Annotated in this window: 18 protein-coding genes; 9 read left to right on the forward strand and 9 right to left on the reverse strand. The window is 54.8% G+C overall.

The window, feature by feature from the left end; translation table 11 throughout:
• Positions 1–6: 6 nt before the first annotated feature.
• Positions 7–984, forward strand: a complete 978-nt coding sequence (gene oppD / locus KUV22_RS09730) for an oligopeptide ABC transporter ATP-binding protein OppD (protein WP_222230620.1) — start codon at positions 7–9, stop codon at positions 982–984.
• Positions 984–1,991: a murein tripeptide/oligopeptide ABC transporter ATP binding protein OppF gene (oppF, locus tag KUV22_RS09735; RefSeq protein WP_222230621.1), complete on the forward strand. Its 1,008-nt coding sequence runs from the start codon at positions 984–986 to the stop codon at positions 1,989–1,991. The genes oppD and oppF overlap by 1 nt, the downstream gene beginning before the upstream one ends.
• Positions 1,992–2,137: 146 nt before the next feature.
• Here oppF and KUV22_RS09740 read toward each other — a convergent pair whose 3' ends face one another.
• The 4 genes from KUV22_RS09740 to KUV22_RS17510 form a co-directional block, all read right to left on the reverse strand.
• Positions 2,138–2,545, reverse strand: a complete 408-nt coding sequence (locus KUV22_RS09740; RefSeq protein WP_222230624.1) for a hypothetical protein — start codon at positions 2,543–2,545, stop codon at positions 2,138–2,140.
• A 42-nt stretch (positions 2,546–2,587) separates the two neighbouring features.
• A complete protein-coding gene (locus KUV22_RS09745) occupies positions 2,588–3,409 on the reverse strand; it encodes a zinc metalloprotease (protein WP_261319362.1) in 822 nt (273 codons plus the stop codon).
• Positions 3,410–3,917: 508 nt separating this feature from the next.
• Positions 3,918–4,331, reverse strand: a complete 414-nt coding sequence (locus tag KUV22_RS09750) for a DUF1330 domain-containing protein (protein ID WP_222230629.1) — start codon at positions 4,329–4,331, stop codon at positions 3,918–3,920.
• Between the two features lie 106 nt (positions 4,332–4,437).
• Positions 4,438–5,286, reverse strand: a complete 849-nt coding sequence (locus KUV22_RS17510) for a prolyl hydroxylase family protein (RefSeq protein WP_222230632.1) — start codon at positions 5,284–5,286, stop codon at positions 4,438–4,440.
• A gap of 156 nt (positions 5,287–5,442) precedes the next feature.
• On the opposite strand from KUV22_RS17510, the gene KUV22_RS09760 reads away from it, so the two are divergent.
• Positions 5,443–7,281 (forward strand): IlvD/Edd family dehydratase, encoded by a 1,839-nt coding sequence (locus KUV22_RS09760; RefSeq protein WP_222230635.1) that lies wholly within the window; start codon positions 5,443–5,445, stop codon positions 7,279–7,281.
• A gap of 60 nt (positions 7,282–7,341) precedes the next feature.
• On the opposite strand, the gene KUV22_RS09765 is transcribed toward KUV22_RS09760, so the two are convergent.
• Positions 7,342–8,370: a zinc-binding dehydrogenase gene (locus KUV22_RS09765; protein ID WP_222230638.1), complete on the reverse strand. Its 1,029-nt coding sequence runs from the start codon at positions 8,368–8,370 to the stop codon at positions 7,342–7,344.
• 229 nt (positions 8,371–8,599) lie between these two features.
• Here KUV22_RS09765 and KUV22_RS09770 point away from each other — a divergent pair, with 229 nt between their 5' ends.
• The 3 genes from KUV22_RS09770 to KUV22_RS09780 are packed head-to-tail and all read left to right on the forward strand — an operon-like array spanning position 8,600 to position 13,578.
• Positions 8,600–10,267, forward strand: coding sequence for a VRR-NUC domain-containing protein (locus KUV22_RS09770; protein ID WP_261319363.1), 1,668 nt, complete (start codon positions 8,600–8,602; stop codon positions 10,265–10,267).
• On the forward strand, positions 10,264–12,771 hold the full coding sequence (locus KUV22_RS09775) for an ATP-dependent DNA helicase (protein WP_222230641.1): 2,508 nt from the start codon (positions 10,264–10,266) through the stop codon (positions 12,769–12,771). The genes KUV22_RS09770 and KUV22_RS09775 overlap by 4 nt, the downstream gene beginning before the upstream one ends.
• A gap of 12 nt (positions 12,772–12,783) precedes the next feature.
• A complete protein-coding gene (locus tag KUV22_RS09780; RefSeq protein ID WP_222230644.1) occupies positions 12,784–13,578 on the forward strand; it encodes a CLCA_X family protein in 795 nt (264 codons plus the stop codon).
• Here KUV22_RS09780 and KUV22_RS09785 read toward each other — a convergent pair.
• Together KUV22_RS09785 and KUV22_RS09790 are read right to left on the reverse strand one after the other, a co-directional pair.
• Positions 13,535–15,334, reverse strand: coding sequence for a DUF885 domain-containing protein (locus KUV22_RS09785; RefSeq protein ID WP_222230647.1), 1,800 nt, complete (start codon positions 15,332–15,334; stop codon positions 13,535–13,537). The two genes, KUV22_RS09780 and KUV22_RS09785, sit on opposite strands and share 44 nt — an antisense overlap.
• Positions 15,335–15,521: 187 nt before the next feature.
• A complete protein-coding gene (locus tag KUV22_RS09790; RefSeq protein ID WP_222230650.1) occupies positions 15,522–16,316 on the reverse strand; it encodes an SDR family NAD(P)-dependent oxidoreductase in 795 nt (264 codons plus the stop codon).
• A gap of 185 nt (positions 16,317–16,501) precedes the next feature.
• Here KUV22_RS09790 and KUV22_RS09795 point away from each other — a divergent pair, with 185 nt between their 5' ends.
• Positions 16,502–17,161: a DsbA family oxidoreductase gene (locus KUV22_RS09795; protein WP_222230651.1), complete on the forward strand. Its 660-nt coding sequence runs from the start codon at positions 16,502–16,504 to the stop codon at positions 17,159–17,161.
• Positions 17,162–17,202: 41 nt separating this feature from the next.
• On the forward strand, positions 17,203–17,820 hold the full coding sequence (locus KUV22_RS09800; RefSeq protein WP_261319364.1) for a hypothetical protein: 618 nt from the start codon (positions 17,203–17,205) through the stop codon (positions 17,818–17,820).
• A gap of 40 nt (positions 17,821–17,860) precedes the next feature.
• Here the strand turns inward: KUV22_RS09800 and KUV22_RS09805 are convergent, their stop codons facing one another.
• On the reverse strand, positions 17,861–18,784 hold the full coding sequence (locus KUV22_RS09805) for a hypothetical protein (protein WP_222230653.1): 924 nt from the start codon (positions 18,782–18,784) through the stop codon (positions 17,861–17,863).
• On the reverse strand, positions 18,777–19,973 hold the full coding sequence (locus KUV22_RS09810) for a glycosyltransferase (RefSeq protein ID WP_222230660.1): 1,197 nt from the start codon (positions 19,971–19,973) through the stop codon (positions 18,777–18,779). The genes KUV22_RS09805 and KUV22_RS09810 overlap by 8 nt, the downstream gene beginning before the upstream one ends.
• A gap of 547 nt (positions 19,974–20,520) precedes the next feature.
• Between KUV22_RS09810 and KUV22_RS09815 the strand changes: the two genes are divergently transcribed.
• On the forward strand, positions 20,521–21,069 hold the full coding sequence (locus tag KUV22_RS09815) for a putative glycoside hydrolase (RefSeq protein ID WP_222230663.1): 549 nt from the start codon (positions 20,521–20,523) through the stop codon (positions 21,067–21,069).
• Positions 21,070–21,176 lie beyond the last annotated feature (107 nt).

The following is a 21,176-nucleotide window of genomic DNA, read 5'->3' on the forward strand; positions in this document are numbered from 1 at the left end:
TGCGCCATGACTTTATTGAATGTGAAAGACCTGCGCGTGGAATTCACCACGCCGGAAGGGGCGGTAACCGCCGTCAACAACCTGAACTTCTCGCTGAACGCCGGTGAAACACTGGGCATTGTTGGCGAATCCGGCTCGGGTAAAACCCAGACCGTGTTTTCCATGATGGGTTTGCTGGCCAAAAACGGCATCGTCAGCGGCAGCGCCAAATTCAAGGGACAGGAAATCCTCGGCTTGCCGGAGCGTGAACTAAACAAAATTCGCGCAGAAAAAATCGCGATGATTTTCCAGGACCCAATGACCTCCCTGAACCCCTATATGAAAGTGGGGAATCAGCTGGCCGAGGTGCTGGTGAAGCACAAGGGTATGAGCAAGAAAGAAGCGCTCGCGGAAGCCGTGCGCATGCTGGATGCAGTAAAAATCCCTGAAGCGCAAAAGCGCCTCAACATGTACCCGCACGAATTCTCCGGTGGTATGCGCCAGCGCGTGATGATTGCCATGGCGCTGTTGTGCAGCCCGGAACTGCTGATTGCCGACGAGCCCACCACAGCGCTGGACGTTACCGTACAGGCGCAGATCCTGGCGCTGCTGAACGAACTGAAGCGCGACTTCAATACCGCCATCATCATGATCACTCATGACTTGGGCGTTGTTGCCGGCGCTTGCGACAAGGTACTGGTGATGTACGCCGGCCGCACCATGGAATACGGCAGCGCGGACGATATTTTTTATCGCCCGACCCACCCCTACAGTGAAGGCCTGCTCAAAGCCATTCCACGGCTGGACAGCGTCGGCGAAGAGCTGCCGACTATTCCCGGCAACCCACCCAACCTGTTAAGCCTACCTACCGGCTGCCCGTTCCAGGAACGCTGCCACCGGGTGCAGGACCGCTGCCGCCAGGAGGCACCAGCACTGCACAATTTTGATGCCGAACGCCTGCGTGCTTGCCATGCAGATGCCAATCAGATTCTGGAGGCCAGCTAATGACTGTTGCAAAAAAAGAATTGCTGCTGGATGTGCAGGACCTGAAAGTGCATTTCCAGATCAAGAAGGAAAATGCCTGGCCTTGGACCAAGCCAGCCAACCTGAAAGCAGTGAACGGAGTCGACCTGCAACTGTATGCGGGTGAGACCCTGGGTGTGGTGGGCGAATCCGGCTGTGGTAAGTCCACCCTGGCACGGGCGATCATCGGCCTGATCAAGGCCACCGACGGCAACGTGCTGTGGCTGGGTCAGGACCTCACCGAGCTGGACGACAAGGCGCTGCGCGCGACTCGCTCGGATATCCAGATGATCTTTCAGGATCCGCTGGCTTCCCTGAACCCGCGTATGACCATCGGCGATATTATTGCCGAACCCCTGCGTACCCTGCGCCCAGACATTCCCAAGCAGGAAGTCAGTGACCGGGTACAAGCGATGATGATGAAGGTGGGCCTGCTGCCCAATCTGGTCAACCGCTACCCCCACGAATTCTCCGGCGGCCAGTGCCAGCGTATCGGTATTGCGCGCGCACTGATCCTGGAGCCGAAGCTGATCATCTGTGATGAGCCGGTATCCGCGCTGGATGTTTCCATTCAGGCGCAGGTGGTCAACCTGCTCAAGCAGTTGCAGCGGGAAATGAACCTGTCGCTGATCTTTATTGCCCATGACCTGTCGGTGGTGAAACACATCTCCGACCGCGTGGTGGTGATGTATTTGGGTAATGCCGTGGAAGTGGGAACCGCGGACGCGCTGTTCGCCGATCCCCAGCACCCGTACACCCAGGCGCTGATGTCGGCGGTGCCGATTCCGGACCCCAATATTGAGAAGGGAAAAGACATCCAGCTGCTGGAAGGCGAACTGCCGTCCCCCATCAATCCGCCCAGTGGCTGCGTGTTCCGCACTCGCTGCCCCCATGCTGATGCGGGCTGTGCCGAGCAGGTGCCCAGCCTCAGCGGTAGTGCCGATCACCAGAGTGCCTGCCTGCGCCTGGATGCACTGCAGGCCGGCTGATTCAAGAATTAGCTGGAGCTATGCTTGTAAAAATGGCTGAGTAAACTTGCGCAACAACAAACTGCGGAGTAGCTAGGCCAGCTATAAAAAAGCCCAGACATTAATGTGTCCGGGCTTTTTTATATCGCATAAATGATTGCAAGCCTTCAACGACCAGGAAGCTGCCAGTTTACGATAGGCTGCTGATCCGCAGCCTGGCACAACCAGACAATCGCACGCAATCCGGGCTGGTGATTACCCTCGGTATCGAAGAGCCGATCCCAGTCGTCAGCCCTAAAGGGCCGCCCTGCAAGGCGAAACTGTGCCAGAACTTCTTCCCAGCTTGCCCCGGTCATTGTCAGGGACTCGCTGGTACCGTAATCAGTTGCGATCGCGAGATCGATGCCATTGCCCTGGCGAGTTACTCGCGTTATTTCACCTTGCCAGGAAGTCAGCTGATTCCTGTCACAGGTAACGTATTCAGGGACGGCAAGCCGTTGCGCGGCCACTTCCAATGGGGCCACGAGACTGAGCATACAAGCGAGACTGAAATTGCGGATGGTATTGGTATTCATAGGTAACAGGATATCGGGGGGTGTTAGCCCCCCGTACAACAATTACAAACCGCGGTAGGTACTACTTTGCTCATCGGCACGCGCGGACTGACCTTCAGAAAATTCATACATACAGCTGTCGTCAGTGTAATCCATGAAGTTCGTGATCGGATCCAATCCATCTGCGTTTTTACCCTTTGTACAAGAGTCGCGCCCTACCGGACATCCGTAGGCCGGAGACTTTTCCGCAGGTGTGTCGGCAACATAATCGCCACTGCCGGAGCATCCTCCCTGGAAGGTGTGGTACAGACCCAGCCAGTGCCCGACTTCATGGGTCAACGTATCCCCTTCATTGTATGGGGCCGCATCACCGCCAGGCATTGAGCCGGTTAAAATCACTACACCGTCATCCAGCGGAGCGGAAGCGTAACTGCTCGGGAAAGTGGCCCATCCAAGCAGACCATCGCCAATATTCGCCGCGTAGATATTCAGCGTGCCGGCATCGCCCTGACGCAGGGAAGTTTTCATGTCCTGCTCAGCAGCAGTGTTATAGCCAACGTTGTACCAGGCATTGTTCGCGGTTACCGTGGTTGCAACCAGATTGAACGTAAACGGCGTGCCCGCATAGGCATCGTTGAGCACGGCCATCTGCGAGTTGATCTCGCCACTGGAGAGTGCGCCATTATTGGAACTGTCAGTGATCACATGGAAATGCACGTCGACACTCACCGAGCCGGCCGGGCGCGGTGTGTAACCGCCGCCATCTCCACTACCCGGTTTGCCCCGCATAGCGGTAAAGTGCTGTTCTTTCAGCGCCGCTTCCTGAATCGAGGGGTGTTTGGTTCCGCAGCGCTTGAACTTTGCATTGCTGTTTGCGTTATCCATAGCAGAACCGCTTTGCGCAAGTGCGATACCCGGTGATGCTAATAGACACAGAGACAGAACTGTTTTGATTGATACTGAGAGAGCGGTTTTTTTCATAAACCTAGCCTTACATTTATTATTGAGTTGGATACCTCTTCAGACCCAAGCAACCTTCGGTTCTAAACCAAACTAAAGTCAATAGAACTAGTGCATACAGTTATAATAACGGCGTCAAATCCACCAAATTGGCGCCGTTTTCAAAAAATATAAATGTATTTCGCCAGTAAGACAGAAATAGCCTCACCTTGAAACAAACCCGTCAGTGGCTCCGTTTTCTGAATCTGATGTCCCCATGTTTATGAGGACTGCATCGCGCAAGCAAACAACCAGGGGGAAAATATGAATCACCTGAACAGTTGTCTTTGCCCGGAGATTTAAAGATCAGATAAAAAAACGGCCGCGCCATAAATGGTGCGGCCGCGCTATTTAAGCATGGATGTTCAGGCGCAAGGCGGCGCCCAAGAGTTGCCTAGAAATTGACGTGTAAGCCACGCTCATAGATGGCTACCGTCAGATCACCGGCTTGCTCGCGGAGCACTGCTAACTCGGCGTTGCCTTGACTGCGCCAGAATGCTTTTGCGCGGTTTTCGCAGGGGAAGCGCGTCAGCATTAACACTTCGGCACCGGACTGGTTGCCTTGCAGTACCGCACTGGGTGATTGCTGTGTCAGAACCTGGCCATCGTAGTCTTCTATCTGCTCGGCGTATGCCGCACGGTAACTAGCCATGGCACCGTCACTACGTAGCGAACCGCTCTGTACCAGATAGGCAGTGCGGTTACAGCTATTGCTGTAGCCATTCTGGCCGCTATCGGTAACATTGATCGACACACATCCACTAAGGCTGGTGAACATGGCGGCCAGGAGTACTGCTCGAGTCATCATTGGTTTTCTCTCTAGTTCCTACAAATGGATCAAATCGACCATTTAGACGCGCAGCGGGAGCAACTGGATGCAGGAGGTCATATAATTAATTGAGCCACCATTCGATTCAGCGCAAAAATTGCTCCCCTGACCCCCGCGTGCGAAACCACTTGGTAAGAATTACCTTTTCACCACGGGTTACTGGCATGCCACAGTGCATACTGTCCGGGTTCGGCAATCCGTTTTTATCCAAGCTGTTCCAAATCACCGCTTGGCCGGTCTGCGGCTGGAAACTTCGGTTCAGTCTGGTAAACCGAGTCTCGCCTCCCTCGCAATCGCCGTTCAGATAAATCATAAATGTCCAGGTGCGCTGGCCTCTGTCGCTGGCAAAGCGGCGATATTCATCACTGTCCGGCTCAAAATAATCTGTATGTGATTTGAACTCTTGTCCTTCGCTATACCACTGTGCCTGGATTGATTCTGAATAACTCCAATGGATGCCAAGGACATGGCAGATACGTTGATCCACAACTTCTGTCAGTTGTTTTTGCAACAGACCTAAATCGCAGGTTCGGCTAGTTCTATAACCGCGATATTGATCCGCTGTATTGGTGGTAGTTGATGGGCGGAGATTTGGTCGAATGAAGTGGATGAGCTGACGGCACTCGGCGGCGCTTAACAAATTGTCTAGTGTGAAAAGTTGCAACTTGCCCTGCGTGTCGATCGACGTGGCACCCTTGGGCTGTACGAGCGCGGCGGCGATTTCGCCCTGGCTGGGTGACCAGCTGGTATTGTTTTTATTGCTACTTCCCGTAATTTGTGAGTTTATGGGAGCATAATTGAGTGTACGCGTCACCAGACGGGGGCAAAATTTATTCGCCAACAGAATCCGGTAGAGCTCGCTGAGTTCACAGCCGCGCGCAATATTGGTCTGGATCCATTGACGCCAGCGGGTATCGAATTCGGTGATAGACACCTAAAATTCCTGCATTGTTATTTTTATTTCGACCCGCTGAAATTGTTATTTTGACTAAGGCAAGTCTGTCTCGACAGCATAACCCATTTTTCATCCCGACTAGCAGTATCACTGCGCTGTTAATTTTTCAGCAATAACTAGTAAGCCAATTTAACTATGAGCGATTCCAGCAAAAAACCCGCCCGTCCGTTTCGCAGCGCCCGCTGGTTTGATGACAAGGCACACGCCGACCATACGGCGTTGTACCTGGAACGCTATTTCAATTTCGGCTTGACCCGGGACGAGCTGCAGTCGGGTAAGCCGATCATCGGCATTGCCCAGACCGGCAGTGACCTGACCCCGTGCAACCGTCACCACAAGGATCTCGCCCAGCGTGTAAAAGACGGTATCCGCGATGCCGGCGGTATTCCCATGGAATTTCCGGTGCACCCGATCTTTGAGCAGGGCCGCCGGCCGACAGCCGCGCTCGATCGCAACCTCGCCACACTGGGGCTAATCGAAACCCTGCACGGTTATCCTATCGATGCGGTAGTGCTCACCACCGGCTGCGACAAAACTACCCCGGCCACCCTGATGGCCGCCCTGCAACTGGACCTGCCCGCCATCGTGTATTCCGGTGGCCCCATGCTGAACGGGTGGAAACCGGTGAGCTGTGAAGGGGATGGGGATTCCAAAGAACAGGAACACGAAGAACGTGTTGGCTCCGGCACTGCCATCTGGCAAAACCGTGAGCGCCTGGCCAAGGGTGAGTTAGATTACGCGGGTTTTATGGATGCATCCGCAGAATCCGTACCCAGCGTTGGCCACTGCAACACCATGGGCACCGCACTTTCCATGAACTCTTTGGCGGAAGTACTGGGTATGTCTCTGCCCGGTTGTGCGGCCATTCCCGCGCCCTACAAAGAGCGCGCCCAGATGGGATACCACACCGGCCGTCGCATCGTGGAAATGGCGTTCGAGGACCTGAAACCTTCAGATATTCTCACCCGTCAGTCGTTTATCAATGCGGTGGTGGCGTGCAGTGCGCTCGGAGGTTCTACCAATGCACTTGTGCACCTGCTGGCGCTGGCGCGCACTCTTAAGGGTGTGGAGCTGAGCATGGACGACTGGCAGCAGTATGGGGAAGATATTCCATTACTGGTGAACTGTATGCCCGCCGGTAAATACCTTGGCGAGGAGTTCTACCGCGCCGGTGGTGTGCCGGCACTGCTCCGCCAAATGATTGCCGACGGCCTGATTGACGGCAACCAGAATACCGTCACCGGCAAGTCCATCGCACACAACTGTGAAGGTTTCCGTGTGCGCAACCGCGATGTCATTTTCCCCACCGAAGAACCGCTGATGGAAAAAGCCGGTTTCGCGATTATGCGCGGCAACTTCTTCGACTCCGGGTTAATGAAGAAATCGGTGATCACCGACGCGTTCCGTGAGAAATATCTGTCGCACCCAGATCACCCCCAGTGCTTTATCGCACGCGCTATCGTATTTGATGGCCCGGAAGACTACCGTGCACGTATCGATGACCCCGCTCTGGATATCGACGAGCACTGCATACTCGCGATTCGCAACGTCGGTCCGATCGGCTACCCGGGCTCCGCCGAAGTCGTCAATATGTTGCCGCCCAAGCGACTGGTTAAGCAGGGCATCACCTGCCTGCCGACGCTGGGTGATGGCCGCCAGAGTGGCACCTCCGGCAGCCCGTCTATTTTGCATATTGCACCGGAAGCAGCCGCTGGTGGCGGTATCGCACTAGTTAAAACCGGCGATCAGATTCGTGTGGATATTGCCAACCACCGGGTGGATGTACTGGTCTCGGACGCGGAGCTGGCGGAGCGCCGGAATGCACTGCAAGCACTGCCACTGGTAAACCAAACCCCGTGGCAGGAAATCTACCGCAATACGGTGAGCCAGCTGGATACTGGCGCGGTAATGGAAACCGAAGAGGAATACGTACGGATTCTCGACGAGCACCCGGTGGGACGCCACTCCCACTAAGCGTGGGCAGTAGCGTCTCGTGTGGCGATGCCATGCAGCAAAATTCCGTCAGCGTAAAGTTTAGCTGCTGATATTCAGCACCACCTTGCCGATGGAATTGCCACTGCGCAGGCACTCGATGGCATCGTGGGCGTGTGCAAAGTCGTATTCGTGACCAACATGGGGCGCGGGCAAACTCAGACCTGCGCAGCCGCTCAGCAGCTCATCGAACAGCGCCTGCTCCTGCCACAACCAGATCAGGTTAAATGCCAATACGGATTTGTTGGTGCTGATCATATCCATCACGTCATAGCGCGGACGCTTCAGGTACAGCCAGGCTGCTTTTAGCCAGTTGGGCTTGTCCCCCGGGGTAAATTCCGCCGCACCGAACACCACCAGGCGTCCGGTCGGCGCAAGTGCGGCGAAGCACTGCTGCTGGAGCTTGCCACCAATGCCATCGAGCACCGCGTGCAGCGGTTGACCGCTCAACTGCAACTTTAACTGATCGGCAAAATGGTCACCGCGCACAATCACATCGGTAAAACCCTGCGCGGCGAGAAACTCACGCTTATTTTCTGAACTGACCGTGCCGATGGGGATGGCCCCCATCTGCTCCGCCATGCGCATCGCCTGCAAACCCACACCGCCGGCAGCACTTTGAATCAACACCTGCTGCCCCGGCTTTACCGCCGCCAGATTGGTCAGCGCATAGTAAGCCGTGAGGCTCTGGGCGGGAAAGGCAGCACCCTCGGCAAAACTCCAGGTATCTGGGACCTTGCGGCAGTGTTGTGCGGGTACATCGATCACGGTGGCATAGCCACCAAAACGGGTACAACCGTACACACGGTCTCCCACCTTTAGATCCGTTTGCGTATCTGCGGCTACCTCACTCACCACCCCGGCAAATTCCAGCCCGGGAATAAAACTCCCTTCCGGTGTCGCGGAATACAAACCAGTCAGTGCAAAAATATCCGCGAAATTAAGCCCGACGGATTTCACCGCCACGCGCACCTGGCCACTGGCGAGGGGCGCAAGCGGCTCTTCTAGCAGCCGTAGATTGCTGATCGCACCCGCCTTGTGTGTACGCCATACGTGCCGGGTTTGCTCCATCTGTCATTCCTTAGTTTTATTTTCCGGATCCTACTGAGGACCGGTGCTATACCGTCTCTAGATCGGTATATGAGAGTAACGATATTCCGGGGCCAAGCGCCAGTGAACTGTGCATGGCTCAGCGGTCGATGTGAAGTTTGTCCCACTTCCACACATGCTGTATAACCATACAGCCCCTGGATGGCGTCCATACCCTTCAACAGCAATTGATTTCCCTAGCGAAACTCCCATGGCCGAGCCCGTCGAACTGGCACCAGACTATTACCTAAGCAATTTCCACGCCCTCGTGGAATTTGTGGTAACGCGTTATGACGCGCTGCTGTCTGACGAAGAGCGGTGTTTCCACCAGTGCTTCTGCGCACTCGATACCGATAGCCAGAAACTCTATGTACGCCTGCTGTCACGCAAGGGCGTGCCCTCCACCGCTGGTGCCCTCTTTCGCCAATCCAAACTGGCGTACCAGGAAATTCACAATCTGCCGCAAGCGGCGGAAACCCTGGTGACGACCGGCCTGTTCCTGCGCAACCCTGCCGTGGACCTGACAGAAATTCTGCCGCTATTCACCAAAAGCGAACTGTTCGCCAGTAGCGCTGAACCGCTGCCCAAAACACTCAAGCGCCCGGCACTGGAGCAGGCACTCCTGGAGCAGGACCACGACTCTGTTCGCGCACAGCTGACCCTTGATGAACCACTCCTCGCGGTACAGGCGGCAGCAAACTTCGAGACCTTCAAGCTACTGTTCTTTGGCAACCTGAATCAGGATCTTACCGATTACGTACTGCGGGATCTTGGACTATTCCGCTACGAAAATTATCCGCTGGAGCAGTCGCAACTGCCATTTAAAAGCCGCGCGCAGGTCGAGCGCCACCTGCACTATTACGCGTGTCTTGCACAAGCCGAGCAGGTACTCAGCGAAGATGCGCAAGCCATCACCACCCTCGCCACCCAACTACCGGAAAACGCGCAAGGTGATACCACACTGCAACGGCGACTGGATCGCCTGCGCCTGGCACTGGCGCGCCAACTGGAGCGACTGCAAGCATTGGAAGCGGCCAATACACTGTACCACCAATGCCAGCGCCCGCCGGCGCGCGAGCGCCGCTCCCGTATCGCCGCCACTCAAGGCAATACCGATGCGGCCCTGGCCATCTGTGCACAAATACTCGGGCAGCCGGAGAATGAGCAGGAGCGCGAATTCGCTGCGAGCTTCGGCCACCGCACCGCCAAGAAAACCCCACACTGCGACAACTGGCCTGCACCAAAGCGTTATCGGGCACCGACGCAAACTGTCACCCTCGTACAAACCGATGAGCGGGTGGAAGTCCGGGCTGCACAATATCTCGCTGACACCGCTGCCGGCAATCAATGCTTTTATGTGGAAAACACCCTGATCAACGGCGTATTGGGCCTGGCCGTATGGGATATCGTGTTCGCGCCAATTCCCGGCGCTTTCTTCAATCCTTTTCAGGTTGCGCCGAGCGATTTTCGCAGCGCAGATTTTTATCCACAGCGGCAAGCGGCATTCATCCAGCGGCTGGGGGAACTGCAGGAAACCGGGCTCGGTAAATGGGTATGGCACCACTATCGCGAGAAGCGCGGCATCGCCAACCCGCTGGTGCACTGGGACGGACTTTCAGAGCCACTACTGGAACTGGCACTGTCACAGATCCCCACCGGGCACTGGCTGGCACTGTTTCGCCGGCTGCTGAACGACATTGCCCATCACCGCAGCGGCTTTCCGGACCTGATTCTGTTCCCCGCTGGCGGCGGCTATGAGTTGGTAGAAATCAAAGGGCCGGGAGATCGCCTGCAGCAGAACCAGCAGCGCTGGCTGGCTTATTTCGCCCAGCACCGGATACCGCACCAGGTATTGCATGTTGAGTGGGGCACTTTGTGACTGGCACCGCGAACGCGCCTCTAGACAGCGCTGAGTGCCGTTCTAAAACGGAAGATGTTCTGCGACTCTCGGTAGGGGAACTGGTGGAGTTTGCCTGTCGCAGTGGCGACCTGATTAGCGAGCACAGGCACGGCGGGCCTACAGCCGCGGAAGGTATCCGCGCGCACCAGCGCCTGCAACGCAAACGCCCGAAAGGCAGCGAGGCGGAATATCGCTTGCAGGTAGAACTGGAACAGGACGGTCAGGCAGTGGCGCTCAATGGACGCGTTGACATACTGCACCCCCAGGTGGACGTGCACAGCCCAGTCCAACTCGACGAGATCAAAACCACCTATGTACCACCGGAAGTGCTCGGGGAATCCGCACGCGCCCTGCACTGGGCGCAGCTGAAAATCTACGGCTTCTGCTACGGTCTGCAGCACCAGTTCACGGCAGATACACCCGTGGCCCTGCAAATGCTCTGGCACAACCTCAAGGACAAGAAAACCTACCCCGAATCCCGCGAGTTCCGCTGGGGAGAACTTGAGGCCTTTACCCGCGAAGCGCTCACCACCTACATACAGTGGCATCGGCGCTGGCAGGCGCACCGGCATGCCGTGCGCGCGTCGGCTCGCGCACTGGCATTTCCTTTTCCAGACTACCGCGCCGGCCAGCGCGAACTGGCTGTGGCCGCCTACCGCCGCCTGCGCGACGGTGGCGAGCTGGTGGTGGAGGCACCCACCGGTATCGGCAAGACCATCAGCACGCTGTACCCTGCCATCAAGGCGATGGGAGAGACCCCGCTCGATCAGCTGGTCTACCTGACTGCAAAAAATTCTGGCCGTCAGGTAGTGCGGGAAACGGCCACACGCTTACATGATCGTGGACTAACACTGTCGGTGCTGGAGATTCAGGCGCGGGACAAAACCTGTGCGTGCAGCCTGGGCCTGTGCAGCCGCGACGACGCCGGCATTTGCCCACGCACCCGCGACTTCTTCGACCGCCTGCCGGAAGCCCGTATCAACCTCCTGGGCAAGCCGTTGCTGACCCCAGAAGTCATTGCCGAGGAAGCCGACCGCCTGCAGCTGTGTCCGTTCGAACTGTCACTGCAGATGCGCCCGTGGGTGGATTTGGTGGTATGCGATTTCAACTACGTGTTCGACCCGCTGGTACAAATACATCGATTGCGGGATACGAGCCGGCAACGCGCACTGTTAATCGATGAAGCCCACAATCTGGGGGATCGCGCCCGTGGCATGTTCAGCGCAATCCTCAAGCGCGGCGACAGCCGCCGTGCCGCAGCCGCCAGTAAAGGCTCCCACCCGAGCCTGCACCGAGCTATCCAGTCGCTGGTGAGAGCGCTGGACAAATGGGTAGAGGAGCAGCGCGGCAGTGCGGAAGGTCCGGCAGAGAACGCTGCCGAGATATCCACAGTGGCAGATTTTTCCACCGAGGGAACAAAAAAACGCGAGCTGTGGATAACTTCACTGGCGGACGGCTCACCGCAAAAGATCAGTGCCGCGGTGCAAAAAGTGCTGCTGGTTGTGAACCAATTGTGGGAGCAAGGCCAGCTACCCCCAGAGGACATCAATGACTGGCTGCGATCGCTGTTTCGCTATCAGGTAATCGAGCAGTTTGTGGCGGAACAGCATCGCTGTGTTACCCGCGCCCAAAGCGCCACGAAGCCCGACAGTCGCTGGCGGGAACAGGAAGTCGAATTACTTTGCCTGAATGCCGCCATGTATTTACAGCAGGCATACCAAGCCTTCCATGCCGTCATCGGGTTTTCCGCCACCCTGCGCCCGCCCGGCTACATCTACCAGCAGCTCGGCTGGCAACAAGATGCGCCTTACCTCGCCCTGCCCTCGCCATTTCGCAGCGAGCAGCTGGGACTTTTCCTGTGCCCATACGTGGATACCCGCTACCGTGCACGGAACCGTGCCGGCAAGCACCTGGTGGAGCTGATCGCGCGCACCTATCAAAGCCGCCCGGGTAACTACCTGGTGTTCTTCCCCTCCTACCGCTTCCTGCAACAGGTGGCCGAGCGCTTTGCCAGTACCTACCCGGAGGTCACGCTTCTGCTACAGGAGTCGGGTAGCTCCGACCAGCAGCGCGCGGAATTCCTGCAGCAGTTTCAGTCGGGTAACCGCACCCTGGGGTTTGCCATCATGGGGGGGATCTTTGGCGAGGGGATCGACTATGTGGGCGAACAGCTGATCGGTACCATTGTGGTCGGCACCGGCTTGCCACAGATCAATGAAGAGCAGGAACTGTTGCGAGCAACCTGGGAGCAGCAAGGGCAAAATGGTTTCGATATCGCCTATCGCTACCCCGGACTCACCCGGGTGCTGCAAACGGCCGGGCGGGTAATACGCACAGAGAACGACCGCGGCGTGGTGATTCTGGCAGACTACCGCTTCGCCGACCCTTTTTATCGGGCCCTTTACCCGCAACACTGGCAACCTCACAGCTGCCGCAACGGTCAGACGCTGTCCGACGCACTGGCAAGGTTCTGGAACGAATAATTTTCTGCAAGCATGGTTTTAGATCGCAAGTTTTACCGGCGCAGCCCACACCTGCGCCCCCAATCGGGTGCACAGGAAACTGTGGGCTTTAACGATGTGCGCAAACGCTTCGACTTCCGCTCCATCGCTATTGGGCGCTGGGTCACCGAGGCGGAAAAAACCCGCGCGGCGGGATTGTTTTACGGCGCGCTGGAAGATCTGATGACTATTTTGCAGGGGCCGGAATTGCTCATTTCCCTGCGCGGCACCCTCGCTTTCCAGTACGGCACCGGCGGCCGCCCGGGTATCTGTGCCCACTATGAACCCGGCACCCGCACCTTTGCCCTGGCAAAAAACGCCGGCCCCGGCTCCATTGCCCACGAGTGGTTCCACGCGCTGGACCACTACCTCGCCGGCAAAGCGTTTAGCGATGCACCGGGAAACATGTTCGCCTCGGAAGCCTGGCTGCGCGAAGCCACACCGGTGCCCCACCCCATCAATGACCGGCTATTTGCCTGTTTCCGCGCGATTATGCTGGATGAGAGTGGGGAGCACCCCAGTGACATGTTCCGCGCATCAAAAGCGGCGGACAAAGCGAATGGCTGCGTCTACTACGCGTCACCAGCAGAGATGTGCGCACGGGCCTTCGAAGCCTTTGTGCAGGACGCGACCATCTCCAATAATTTCCTGGTAGCCGGCACCAAAGCAACGGAAGAGGCAAGATTGGGGCTGTATCCACAGGACGCGCAACGCACGCAGATCAATCTTGCCTTTACGGATTACTTCACTGTGCTGGGCGCGAGCTTGCGGCGCGCTGATCAGCAATAAACTGGTTCATCTGCGCTTCCAGCATCTCCATGGGCACCGCGCCGTTGGCAAGCAGCGCATCGTGGAATGCACGCAGATCAAATTGATCGCCCAATTCCCGTTCGGCTTTTTCGCGCAACTCGCGGATCTTGATCTCACCCATCTTGTAAGACAGTGCCTGCCCCGGCCAGGAAATGTAGCGGTCTACTTCCGCGCGTACATTGCCTTCGGATAAAGAGGTGTTGTCGGCGAGGAAATCCAGTGCCTGCTGACGGCTCCAGCCCTGGGAGTGGATGCCGGTGTCGATTACCAGGCGCGCGGCGCGCCACATTTCATAACTCAGGCGCCCGAAACTCTGGTAAGGGGTATCGTATACCCCCATCTCTTCACCCAGCCGCTCGGTATACAGTGCCCAGCCCTCGCCAAAGGCGCTCAGGTACAGGTTTTTACGGAATGCGGGGACATCTTCCAGCTCCAGTGACAGCGCGCCTTGCAGGTGGTGCCCAGGTACTGCTTCGTGCAGGGTCAGCGCAACCAGTTCGTAGAGCGGGCGCTGGTCCAGTGCATAGGTATTCAGCCAGTAGGCGCCACCGCGGGTGCCGCCAATCGCGGCGGGATTGTAGGACGCGGTGGTGTAGTTGGGGGCGATTTCATCGGGCACCGGTACCACGCCGTAGGGCAGGCGCGGCAGCTTGCCGAAGAATTCCGGCAGGCGGTAATCGATGTTCTTCGCGATGTATGCGGCTTCCTTGAGCAGTTCCTGCGGTGTTTCCGCATAGAACTGTGGATCGGTACGCAGGAACTCGGTGAACTCCTCAAAGCTGCCCTCGAACCCGCTGTCTTCGATCAGCTGATTCATTTCCCCACGGATACGCTTAACTTCCGCCAGCCCAATCTTGTGGATGGCATCCGGGTCCATATCCAGGGTCACATAGGTGCGAATAGCATGGCGGTAGTAGTCTTTGCCGCCGGGCAACTGCTCGGCACCGAGGCTGTCGCTGGCCGCCTTCAGGTAATCGCCCTCCAGAAAGGTCGCCACGCGATCAAACGCGGGCATGGCGTATTCGCGAATGGCCTGCTTGCCCTGCGCCTGCAGGCGCTGCTTGTCTTTGTCTGAAAAGCTCTCGGGAAACTTTTTGAAGGGCTCGTAAAGACTACTCTTGGTCGGATCCTGGTAAACCTGTGCGCGCACCGTCGGTGCAATGCCCTCGATCACAATTTTCGGCAACACGAAACCGTCTTTGATGCCAGCGCGCATATTCGCAATATTTTCATCAAAGAAGCGACCGGTATCCTCAAGGCGTTTGATGTAATCCTCGTAGTCGGATACCCGTGGCATATTCAAGCCGCGACTGGCGCCGAGGGCGGTATTCCAGAAGCTGTAGAAGGTATTGATCGGGGTGCGGTCCAGATAGAGTTCGTTTGAATCGATGGAATTATTCAGCACCCACAGCAGCAGGTCGCGGTTGACCTGTTGATCCCGCGACAGCTTCTCGGAGTCAATCTTCTCCAGTCGCTCTACAAATGCTTTTTCTGCCTGCAAGCGACGAGCGCGATCGGCATCGGCGACGCCAGGCAGGCGGTCGTTATAGCGTTTGTCACCCATGCGGCTGGCCGCCGTCGGGTTCTCTTCAAGGTAGTACTGCCAGTGATCGTCGATAACTTGCTGTAGCTGCTGCGCCGCGCTGTCAGCTAGAGCGCTGGCGCTGAAGATAAGAAGTGCAAACGCAACCAATAACCGTGGCAGGCTGCGAGAGGGGGAAAACATGACCGACATGTGGTTCTCCGGTTCTGTACCTAGTCGGTCATAAACATACCATGTCCACCGGACGCTTTGTTGTCCTATTCACATTGGCCTAGTCACATTGGCCTAGTCACATTGGCCTAGTCACATTGGCCTAGTCACATTGGTCTAGTCACGCCGCCCCATGCAAGTTAACCCATTCATCGAGACGGGTTCCTTATTAAGCAATACTCTTGATCAACCCGCCTTCCGCTTTGATGCTCGAGCCGTTGATGGCGATACTCAGCGGTGAGGCGACAAAAGCCACCACCGCGGCAATTTCTTCCGGATTGATAAAGCGCTGCAACAGTGACGTCGGCTCGGTCTCCTGAAAGAAGTCACGTACAAAATCCTCTTCCGATTTGCCCTGCACTTCCGCACTCTCCTTGAGCCAGGTTTCAACGCCCGAGGTAAGCGTCGGGCCCGGCAGCACAGAATTGACGGTGATATTGCGGCCGCAACCGCGGGTCAAATTTGCCATGCCCCGTCCCATGACAATTTGCGCCCCTTTGGTAACCGAGTAGTGCACCATGCTCTCCAGGCCGCGCATACCCGCCTCGCTGGAAATATTGATCACACGACCGAAATCCTGCTCCAGCATCTTCGGGAAGTAGTAGCGCGACAGTCGCACGGTACTCATCACATTGACATCGAGGAAGTTGCGCCACTCTTCATCGGATATCTCCGCAAAGGGTTTCGGGTTAAAAATGCCCATATTGTTCACAAGGACTTCAAGTGCTCCATGCTTGTCGATCTCGCCACAAATTCTTTCTGCATCACCTGCGTCCGCCAGGTCACCATCGATGCCGATCGCTTCCCCATATTGTGCGAGTTCCGCCGCCGCGTCAGCGCTGCCGGAGCGACCGTTGACGATTACCCGGGCGCCCTCCTGTAACAGGGTAACGGCAATAGCGCGCCCTATGCCTTTGGTCGAACCACTGATAAATGCCAGGCGGCCGTTTAGTTGCAGGTCCATGGTTTACCTCCCGATAAATTCCCCCATAGTAGTTTCGGTCTGTTTTGGATCAAAAAGGTGCCGTTCTATGCCCGCTGGACTACACTATGCGCGCCCGCGCAATTTCTTGGGCAGATTCAAGTTGGGCAAATTCGAGCTTATCGCCCTCGGCGCCATGCACAACCCACAACACAAGACAAATCGTTATGCAGAAGCTTCCCCTGCGAATCGACATCGTTTCCGATGTGGTTTGCCCCTGGTGTGTCATCGGGTACTACCGACTGCAGCAGGCCCTGGATAAGTTTGACGAGGCCATTGATCCCACGATTAACTGGTTACCGTTCGAGCTGAATCCGGATATGCCCAGCGAGGGGCAAAACCTGCGCGAACATATCGCCGAGAAATACGGTACCAGTCTCGAGGAAAGCATTACCGCACGCGAGCGCCTCACCAAGCTGGGTGCGGATGTGGGCTTCCACTTTGATTACTTCGATGAAATGCGCATGGTAAACACCTTCCATGCGCATCAGTTATTGCACTGGGCAGCAAGTGAGGGCAAGCAGCATGCTCTTAGCCTGCAGCTTTTTGCTGACTTTTTCAGCCACCGAAGAGATGTCAGTGCGTTCGACGTATTGATCGCCGCGGCGGAAAGCGTCGGTTTAAATAGCTTCGCCGCACGAGATGTACTGGCGCAGCAGACCTATGCCAATGATGTGCGTCAGCTGGAGCAGGGAATCGTCAGCAAGGGGGTGCGCGGTGTGCCGCTGTTTGTGTTTAATGGGCAATACGCGTTAAGTGGCGCCCAGGAAATAACGACCTTCGAAGCGCAACTGCAGCGCATAATTGATGACAAACATACTGCATGACACCCGTCTCAGTTCAATTTCTATCTAAGTTGAGAGTAAATATGATGCGCTTATCCATGGTAACCATGGGATGCCTTGTGGGCCTGGTCGGTCTACTGCAGGGCTGCCAACAAAAGAATGCCGCCACGGTTCCTGCCGACGAATTCCTGAAAAATATTTCCGCCTATTGCGGCAAGGCGTTTGCCGGCAAGATAGTCGCCAATGAGCCAAAAACGGATACGCCCGATCCATTTGAAGGCAAGCAACTGATTATGCATGTGCGGGGCTGTGAGCAACCCGATACGCAAATCAAGATTCCCTTCCATGTTGGTGATGACCATTCCCGCACCTGGATACTCACTCGTACCGACAACGGCCTGCGCCTGAAGCACGACCATCGCCATGAAGATGGTAGCGAAGATGCTGTGACCATGTATGGCGGTGATAGCCAAACGGTCGGAACCGAAAACCGCCAGGAGTTTCCGGTGGATGCGGAATCCATAGCCGTGTTCAACAAAGAGGGCTTATCTGCTTCTGTGGAGAACACCTGGGCGATGGAGCTTCACCCGGGATCGATGTTTGCCTATGAACTCACTCGTCCAACTGGTCGCAAATTCCGCGTGGAGTTTGACCTCAGTCAACCGGTCACGATACCTCCTATTCCGTGGGGATACGAATAACGCGAAGATTCTCGGATACCTATACCACGACTAGAAAATATTAAATTTCATACCCCAGTTGATCCAGTGGAAGCCCCGTCAGACGCATGGTTTTCTGATTACTTTGCTTAAAGCAGTTTTGATATCGTTCGCGAATTTTCTCTGTGAATTTCGCTTGTAATCGGTGGCTTACAATATCGCCAGGCAGCCTATTGAAGTGCCAAAATATTCTGTTCAAAAACTTTGCAAATCCCGAGTTTCGCGGCCGGGTCGGATCAACAGAAAGTAAGCGGTTAGCTTGCCTCCGAACCTGCAATGTGAACAACTTTTCACTAACATGGTCGCGGGTAAAATCACTGCTTGCTTCGGACTCCCTCCCTGTAAATTCACTTAACGCTGAAAAGTATTTCTCGGGAGCCTTCGATATCCACTCCAATGGCAAGACAAGTACATTTTTCTTACCGAATTTAGTCTGATAGTAGTCAATCGCACGATCATAGTGCAGGAAATCTTCTCGTAAAATCGATGTAAACGAGGATTGCTGCTTTGCCTCGCCAATAAAGCTGCGTAAAGAAGCGACCCCACCACCGAGCACATACTCACGATACATGGACAAGGCAATGGACTGTTGCCGTCTAATCGTTATTAGAATCTTTGCGTTGGGGTAAATCTTGTGAATTTTTATCGCATTTTGTAGCCCGTCGTAACGGGGTGACGGCGGGTTTCCGAGCAACATTTCTTCGGACCACACCGGTAGTTTTCCCTCCGCTCTTATTGGTTTAGCAAAACGCTCCAACTGTTCACGCACTTGATCGGAATCAAACGCGTACTCATTAGCGAGGAGAATATTCTTTACGAGTTGTGCCCTAGTATCCGGTCCAGCGGCTAATGCCAACTCGCCTGAATTCCCGGAAAAAACCTGATTTTGCAAAAATGTTGTTGCGGTTTTTATATACCCAACATGGACCAAAACAGGATCATGCATGCTTCAGCTTCTCCGCATGAAATGCCGAAAGGGTACCTAACAAATGGTCAATTCTCTGAGAAAATACTTTTTCAAACGCGTGCTTATTTGCGTATTCCAAGGATTTCTTGCATTGACTGATTGTATCCTTGCGATTTACGGATGCCTGCGCAACTTTTGATGCAAGTGCTTCATAGTCTCCCAAAGGGGCACACCAACCAGATTTGGAATCCTCACACAACGCCGTCCACATACGATTTGAATATCCCGCAATAGCGACCCCACACGCCATATTTTCGATATAGGAACACGAAGGGTCGGATTGTCGATGGCAACTCAAGTAAACATCTGCATTTTGACGTACAAACGGTACCAATTCTGTCTCAAAATCTATAGCGCCGCGCAAAAAAACTCGGTCTTGTAGCGCATAGAGTTCTATATCTTCTCGGATATCGGACTCGAGGCTACCTGCCCCGAAAATATGTAACTCGAAATCAATATTTTTTCGTGTCAATGCCCGAGCAATAGGAATGAGGTCTTGGGACCCTTTCATTGGTTCTAACCGCCCCGAGTGGACAACCCTAATTCGCTTTCCTGTGTTCAAGTGATCTACGCGGCTCGCCATTTCTTGATCCGTCGCAAACAATAACGAGCCTGTACGATTATCAAGGTAGCGTAAGGTATTTTTGCTTAACTTCTGATACGCGGAAAATGATGGAAACCCATTAGCTTGCAATCCGTCGGCACGCTTGAACGCCCTGCGGCGGTAAAATTCTGTCTTTACGTTCCATACGGCTGAGTACAGTTTCTCAAAAAAGTTTTTCTTAGGATCCAAGAAATTAATTTGTAATCGTGTTTCAAGTATATATTCGATGACATAGACCAATTTTGTCTGTAGCCCCGCACATATATCTGACATATAGAAGTATTCGTGATTGTCTCCACTACATAACACTAAGTCCACATTGACCAAATCTTCTGCTGTAATCCGCTGACCACGATTGAGCAGGCGCAGTTTAAAAGGAAGGTCGCCCTCTTCAAATTCCTGCCCAAATGGAAAAGCTGCTTCACGAAGATATGCAACGCAACTAACAGGCCCACCCCAAGCTTCCGCATAGAAACGCATGCCCTCACAGAATTTTTTATCCAAAAATGGTTTTCCAGCCACGCGTGCGGCGGGTGCCGATGTAATGATCAGGAGGCTTTTCATTTCGCTCAACATCCATGTTAACGAGAGGCTAATTCATTGATCTAGTCATTCACCGACTATTGCATATTAATCAAGATGGACAGTAAATAATCAATCACTCAACTAGCATATTTGAAAGGTAGTATTTGGCTATAAATGATACCCAATATGGTATCCATGACTTTCACACTTGTCACACCACACAAGATGATTTTGGCGACACAAGGCATATTTTCTTTCAGTACCGGGAAGGGTTATCTCTCGACTACTTTAACGAGTGATGTTAGAGGCTGACACCACTACGCTTTTGAAAAGTTCGATATATCAGTATGTCTGTGAGTGATCTATTCATTCGGCTTTTATCCGCTCGTCTCACACAGATACCCGGACAGCGCGATCTCCGGCCCGAAATACATAAACGTGCCAGTATTCAATTTCATAAAATAAATTGAATAGGCCAAAGATGATTAGGTATTTCGGGTATGGTTTCGCGCTCGCCTGCGTCCTGTCTAGTGGGGTATCACACGCTGGTACTAGCGATGTTGCAAATAATGCGTTAGGCAATGGCGTGCTGTTGTCTGGCGGTGCAGTGGGTGATCCCTGGAAGTTCTATGTGGGCAACCCAACAAATTGGCACACTCCAGTGCGCGACGGCTCCGCTAACACGCGCTCGCCGAAGAATGTACAAGTCGATTTTGTCGAGGATGCTATCGGCTACAACGTAATAGAGGCAAAGTGGCGAGCGGGGAGTACCGGTCAGATACTTTGGCAAAGCAAACGCAAGCTCGACCTCGAACCGCTGGCCACTGAAGGTGGTGCTCTCAGTCTGGTATTGCGTGTAGATGAAGCACCCAGTGACAAGGTGACTCTGCGAATGGATTGCGGTTACCCGTGTGCGGGTTCCTTTAAGCTCGGGCAGATTCTTTCTGCAGTACCGGAAAAGCAATGGTTCCATCTCGCGATCCCTCTTTCCTGCTTCGCGGATGCTGGTACCAAATTATTCAAGGTGGACTCACCCCTCGTTGTTATCACCAATGGCAGTATGGGACTTTCCCTTGCGGACGTCCGCTTGGTAACAAACGCGCCTGAGAGTTCAACGATCAATTGTTCAACTTAAAGGTTTTGCTGCGCTGGACTTGTAGAATAGCGATAAAAAAATAGCCCCACCAAAGTTTGGTGGGGCTTAGGCGAAATAACCGTGACGCACGGCTTAGTGCCTGAGAG

The organism is Microbulbifer agarilyticus, from assembly GCF_019800665.1.
In the GTDB taxonomy this organism is placed as follows: domain Bacteria; phylum Pseudomonadota; class Gammaproteobacteria; order Pseudomonadales; family Cellvibrionaceae; genus Microbulbifer; species Microbulbifer agarilyticus_C.

What these genes read in the sequence shown, in the direction of transcription:
- KUV22_RS09805 (WP_222230653.1), bottom strand. Translation starts at nt 18,784, where the DNA reads ATGCATGATCCTGTTTTGGTCCATGTTGGGTATATAAAAACCGCAACA.
- KUV22_RS09785 (WP_222230647.1), bottom strand. Translation starts at nt 15,334, where the DNA reads ATGTCGGTCATGTTTTCCCCCTCTCGCAGCCTGCCACGGTTATTGGTT.
- KUV22_RS09740 (WP_222230624.1), bottom strand. Translation starts at nt 2,545, where the DNA reads ATGAATACCAATACCATCCGCAATTTCAGTCTCGCTTGTATGCTCAGT.
- KUV22_RS09770 (WP_261319363.1), top strand. Translation starts at nt 8,600, where the DNA reads ATGGCCGAGCCCGTCGAACTGGCACCAGACTATTACCTAAGCAATTTC.
- KUV22_RS09790 (WP_222230650.1), bottom strand. Translation starts at nt 16,316, where the DNA reads ATGGACCTGCAACTAAACGGCCGCCTGGCATTTATCAGTGGTTCGACC.
- KUV22_RS09795 (WP_222230651.1), top strand. Translation starts at nt 16,502, where the DNA reads ATGCAGAAGCTTCCCCTGCGAATCGACATCGTTTCCGATGTGGTTTGC.
- oppD (WP_222230620.1), top strand. Translation starts at nt 7, where the DNA reads ATGACTTTATTGAATGTGAAAGACCTGCGCGTGGAATTCACCACGCCG.
- KUV22_RS09760 (WP_222230635.1), top strand. Translation starts at nt 5,443, where the DNA reads ATGAGCGATTCCAGCAAAAAACCCGCCCGTCCGTTTCGCAGCGCCCGC.
- oppF (WP_222230621.1), top strand. Translation starts at nt 984, where the DNA reads ATGACTGTTGCAAAAAAAGAATTGCTGCTGGATGTGCAGGACCTGAAA.
- KUV22_RS09765 (WP_222230638.1), bottom strand. Translation starts at nt 8,370, where the DNA reads ATGGAGCAAACCCGGCACGTATGGCGTACACACAAGGCGGGTGCGATC.
- KUV22_RS09745 (WP_261319362.1), bottom strand. Translation starts at nt 3,409, where the DNA reads ATGGATAACGCAAACAGCAATGCAAAGTTCAAGCGCTGCGGAACCAAA.
- KUV22_RS09810 (WP_222230660.1), bottom strand. Translation starts at nt 19,973, where the DNA reads ATGAAAAGCCTCCTGATCATTACATCGGCACCCGCCGCACGCGTGGCT.
- KUV22_RS09800 (WP_261319364.1), top strand. Translation starts at nt 17,203, where the DNA reads ATGATGCGCTTATCCATGGTAACCATGGGATGCCTTGTGGGCCTGGTC.
- KUV22_RS09750 (WP_222230629.1), bottom strand. Translation starts at nt 4,331, where the DNA reads ATGATGACTCGAGCAGTACTCCTGGCCGCCATGTTCACCAGCCTTAGT.
- KUV22_RS09780 (WP_222230644.1), top strand. Translation starts at nt 12,784, where the DNA reads ATGGTTTTAGATCGCAAGTTTTACCGGCGCAGCCCACACCTGCGCCCC.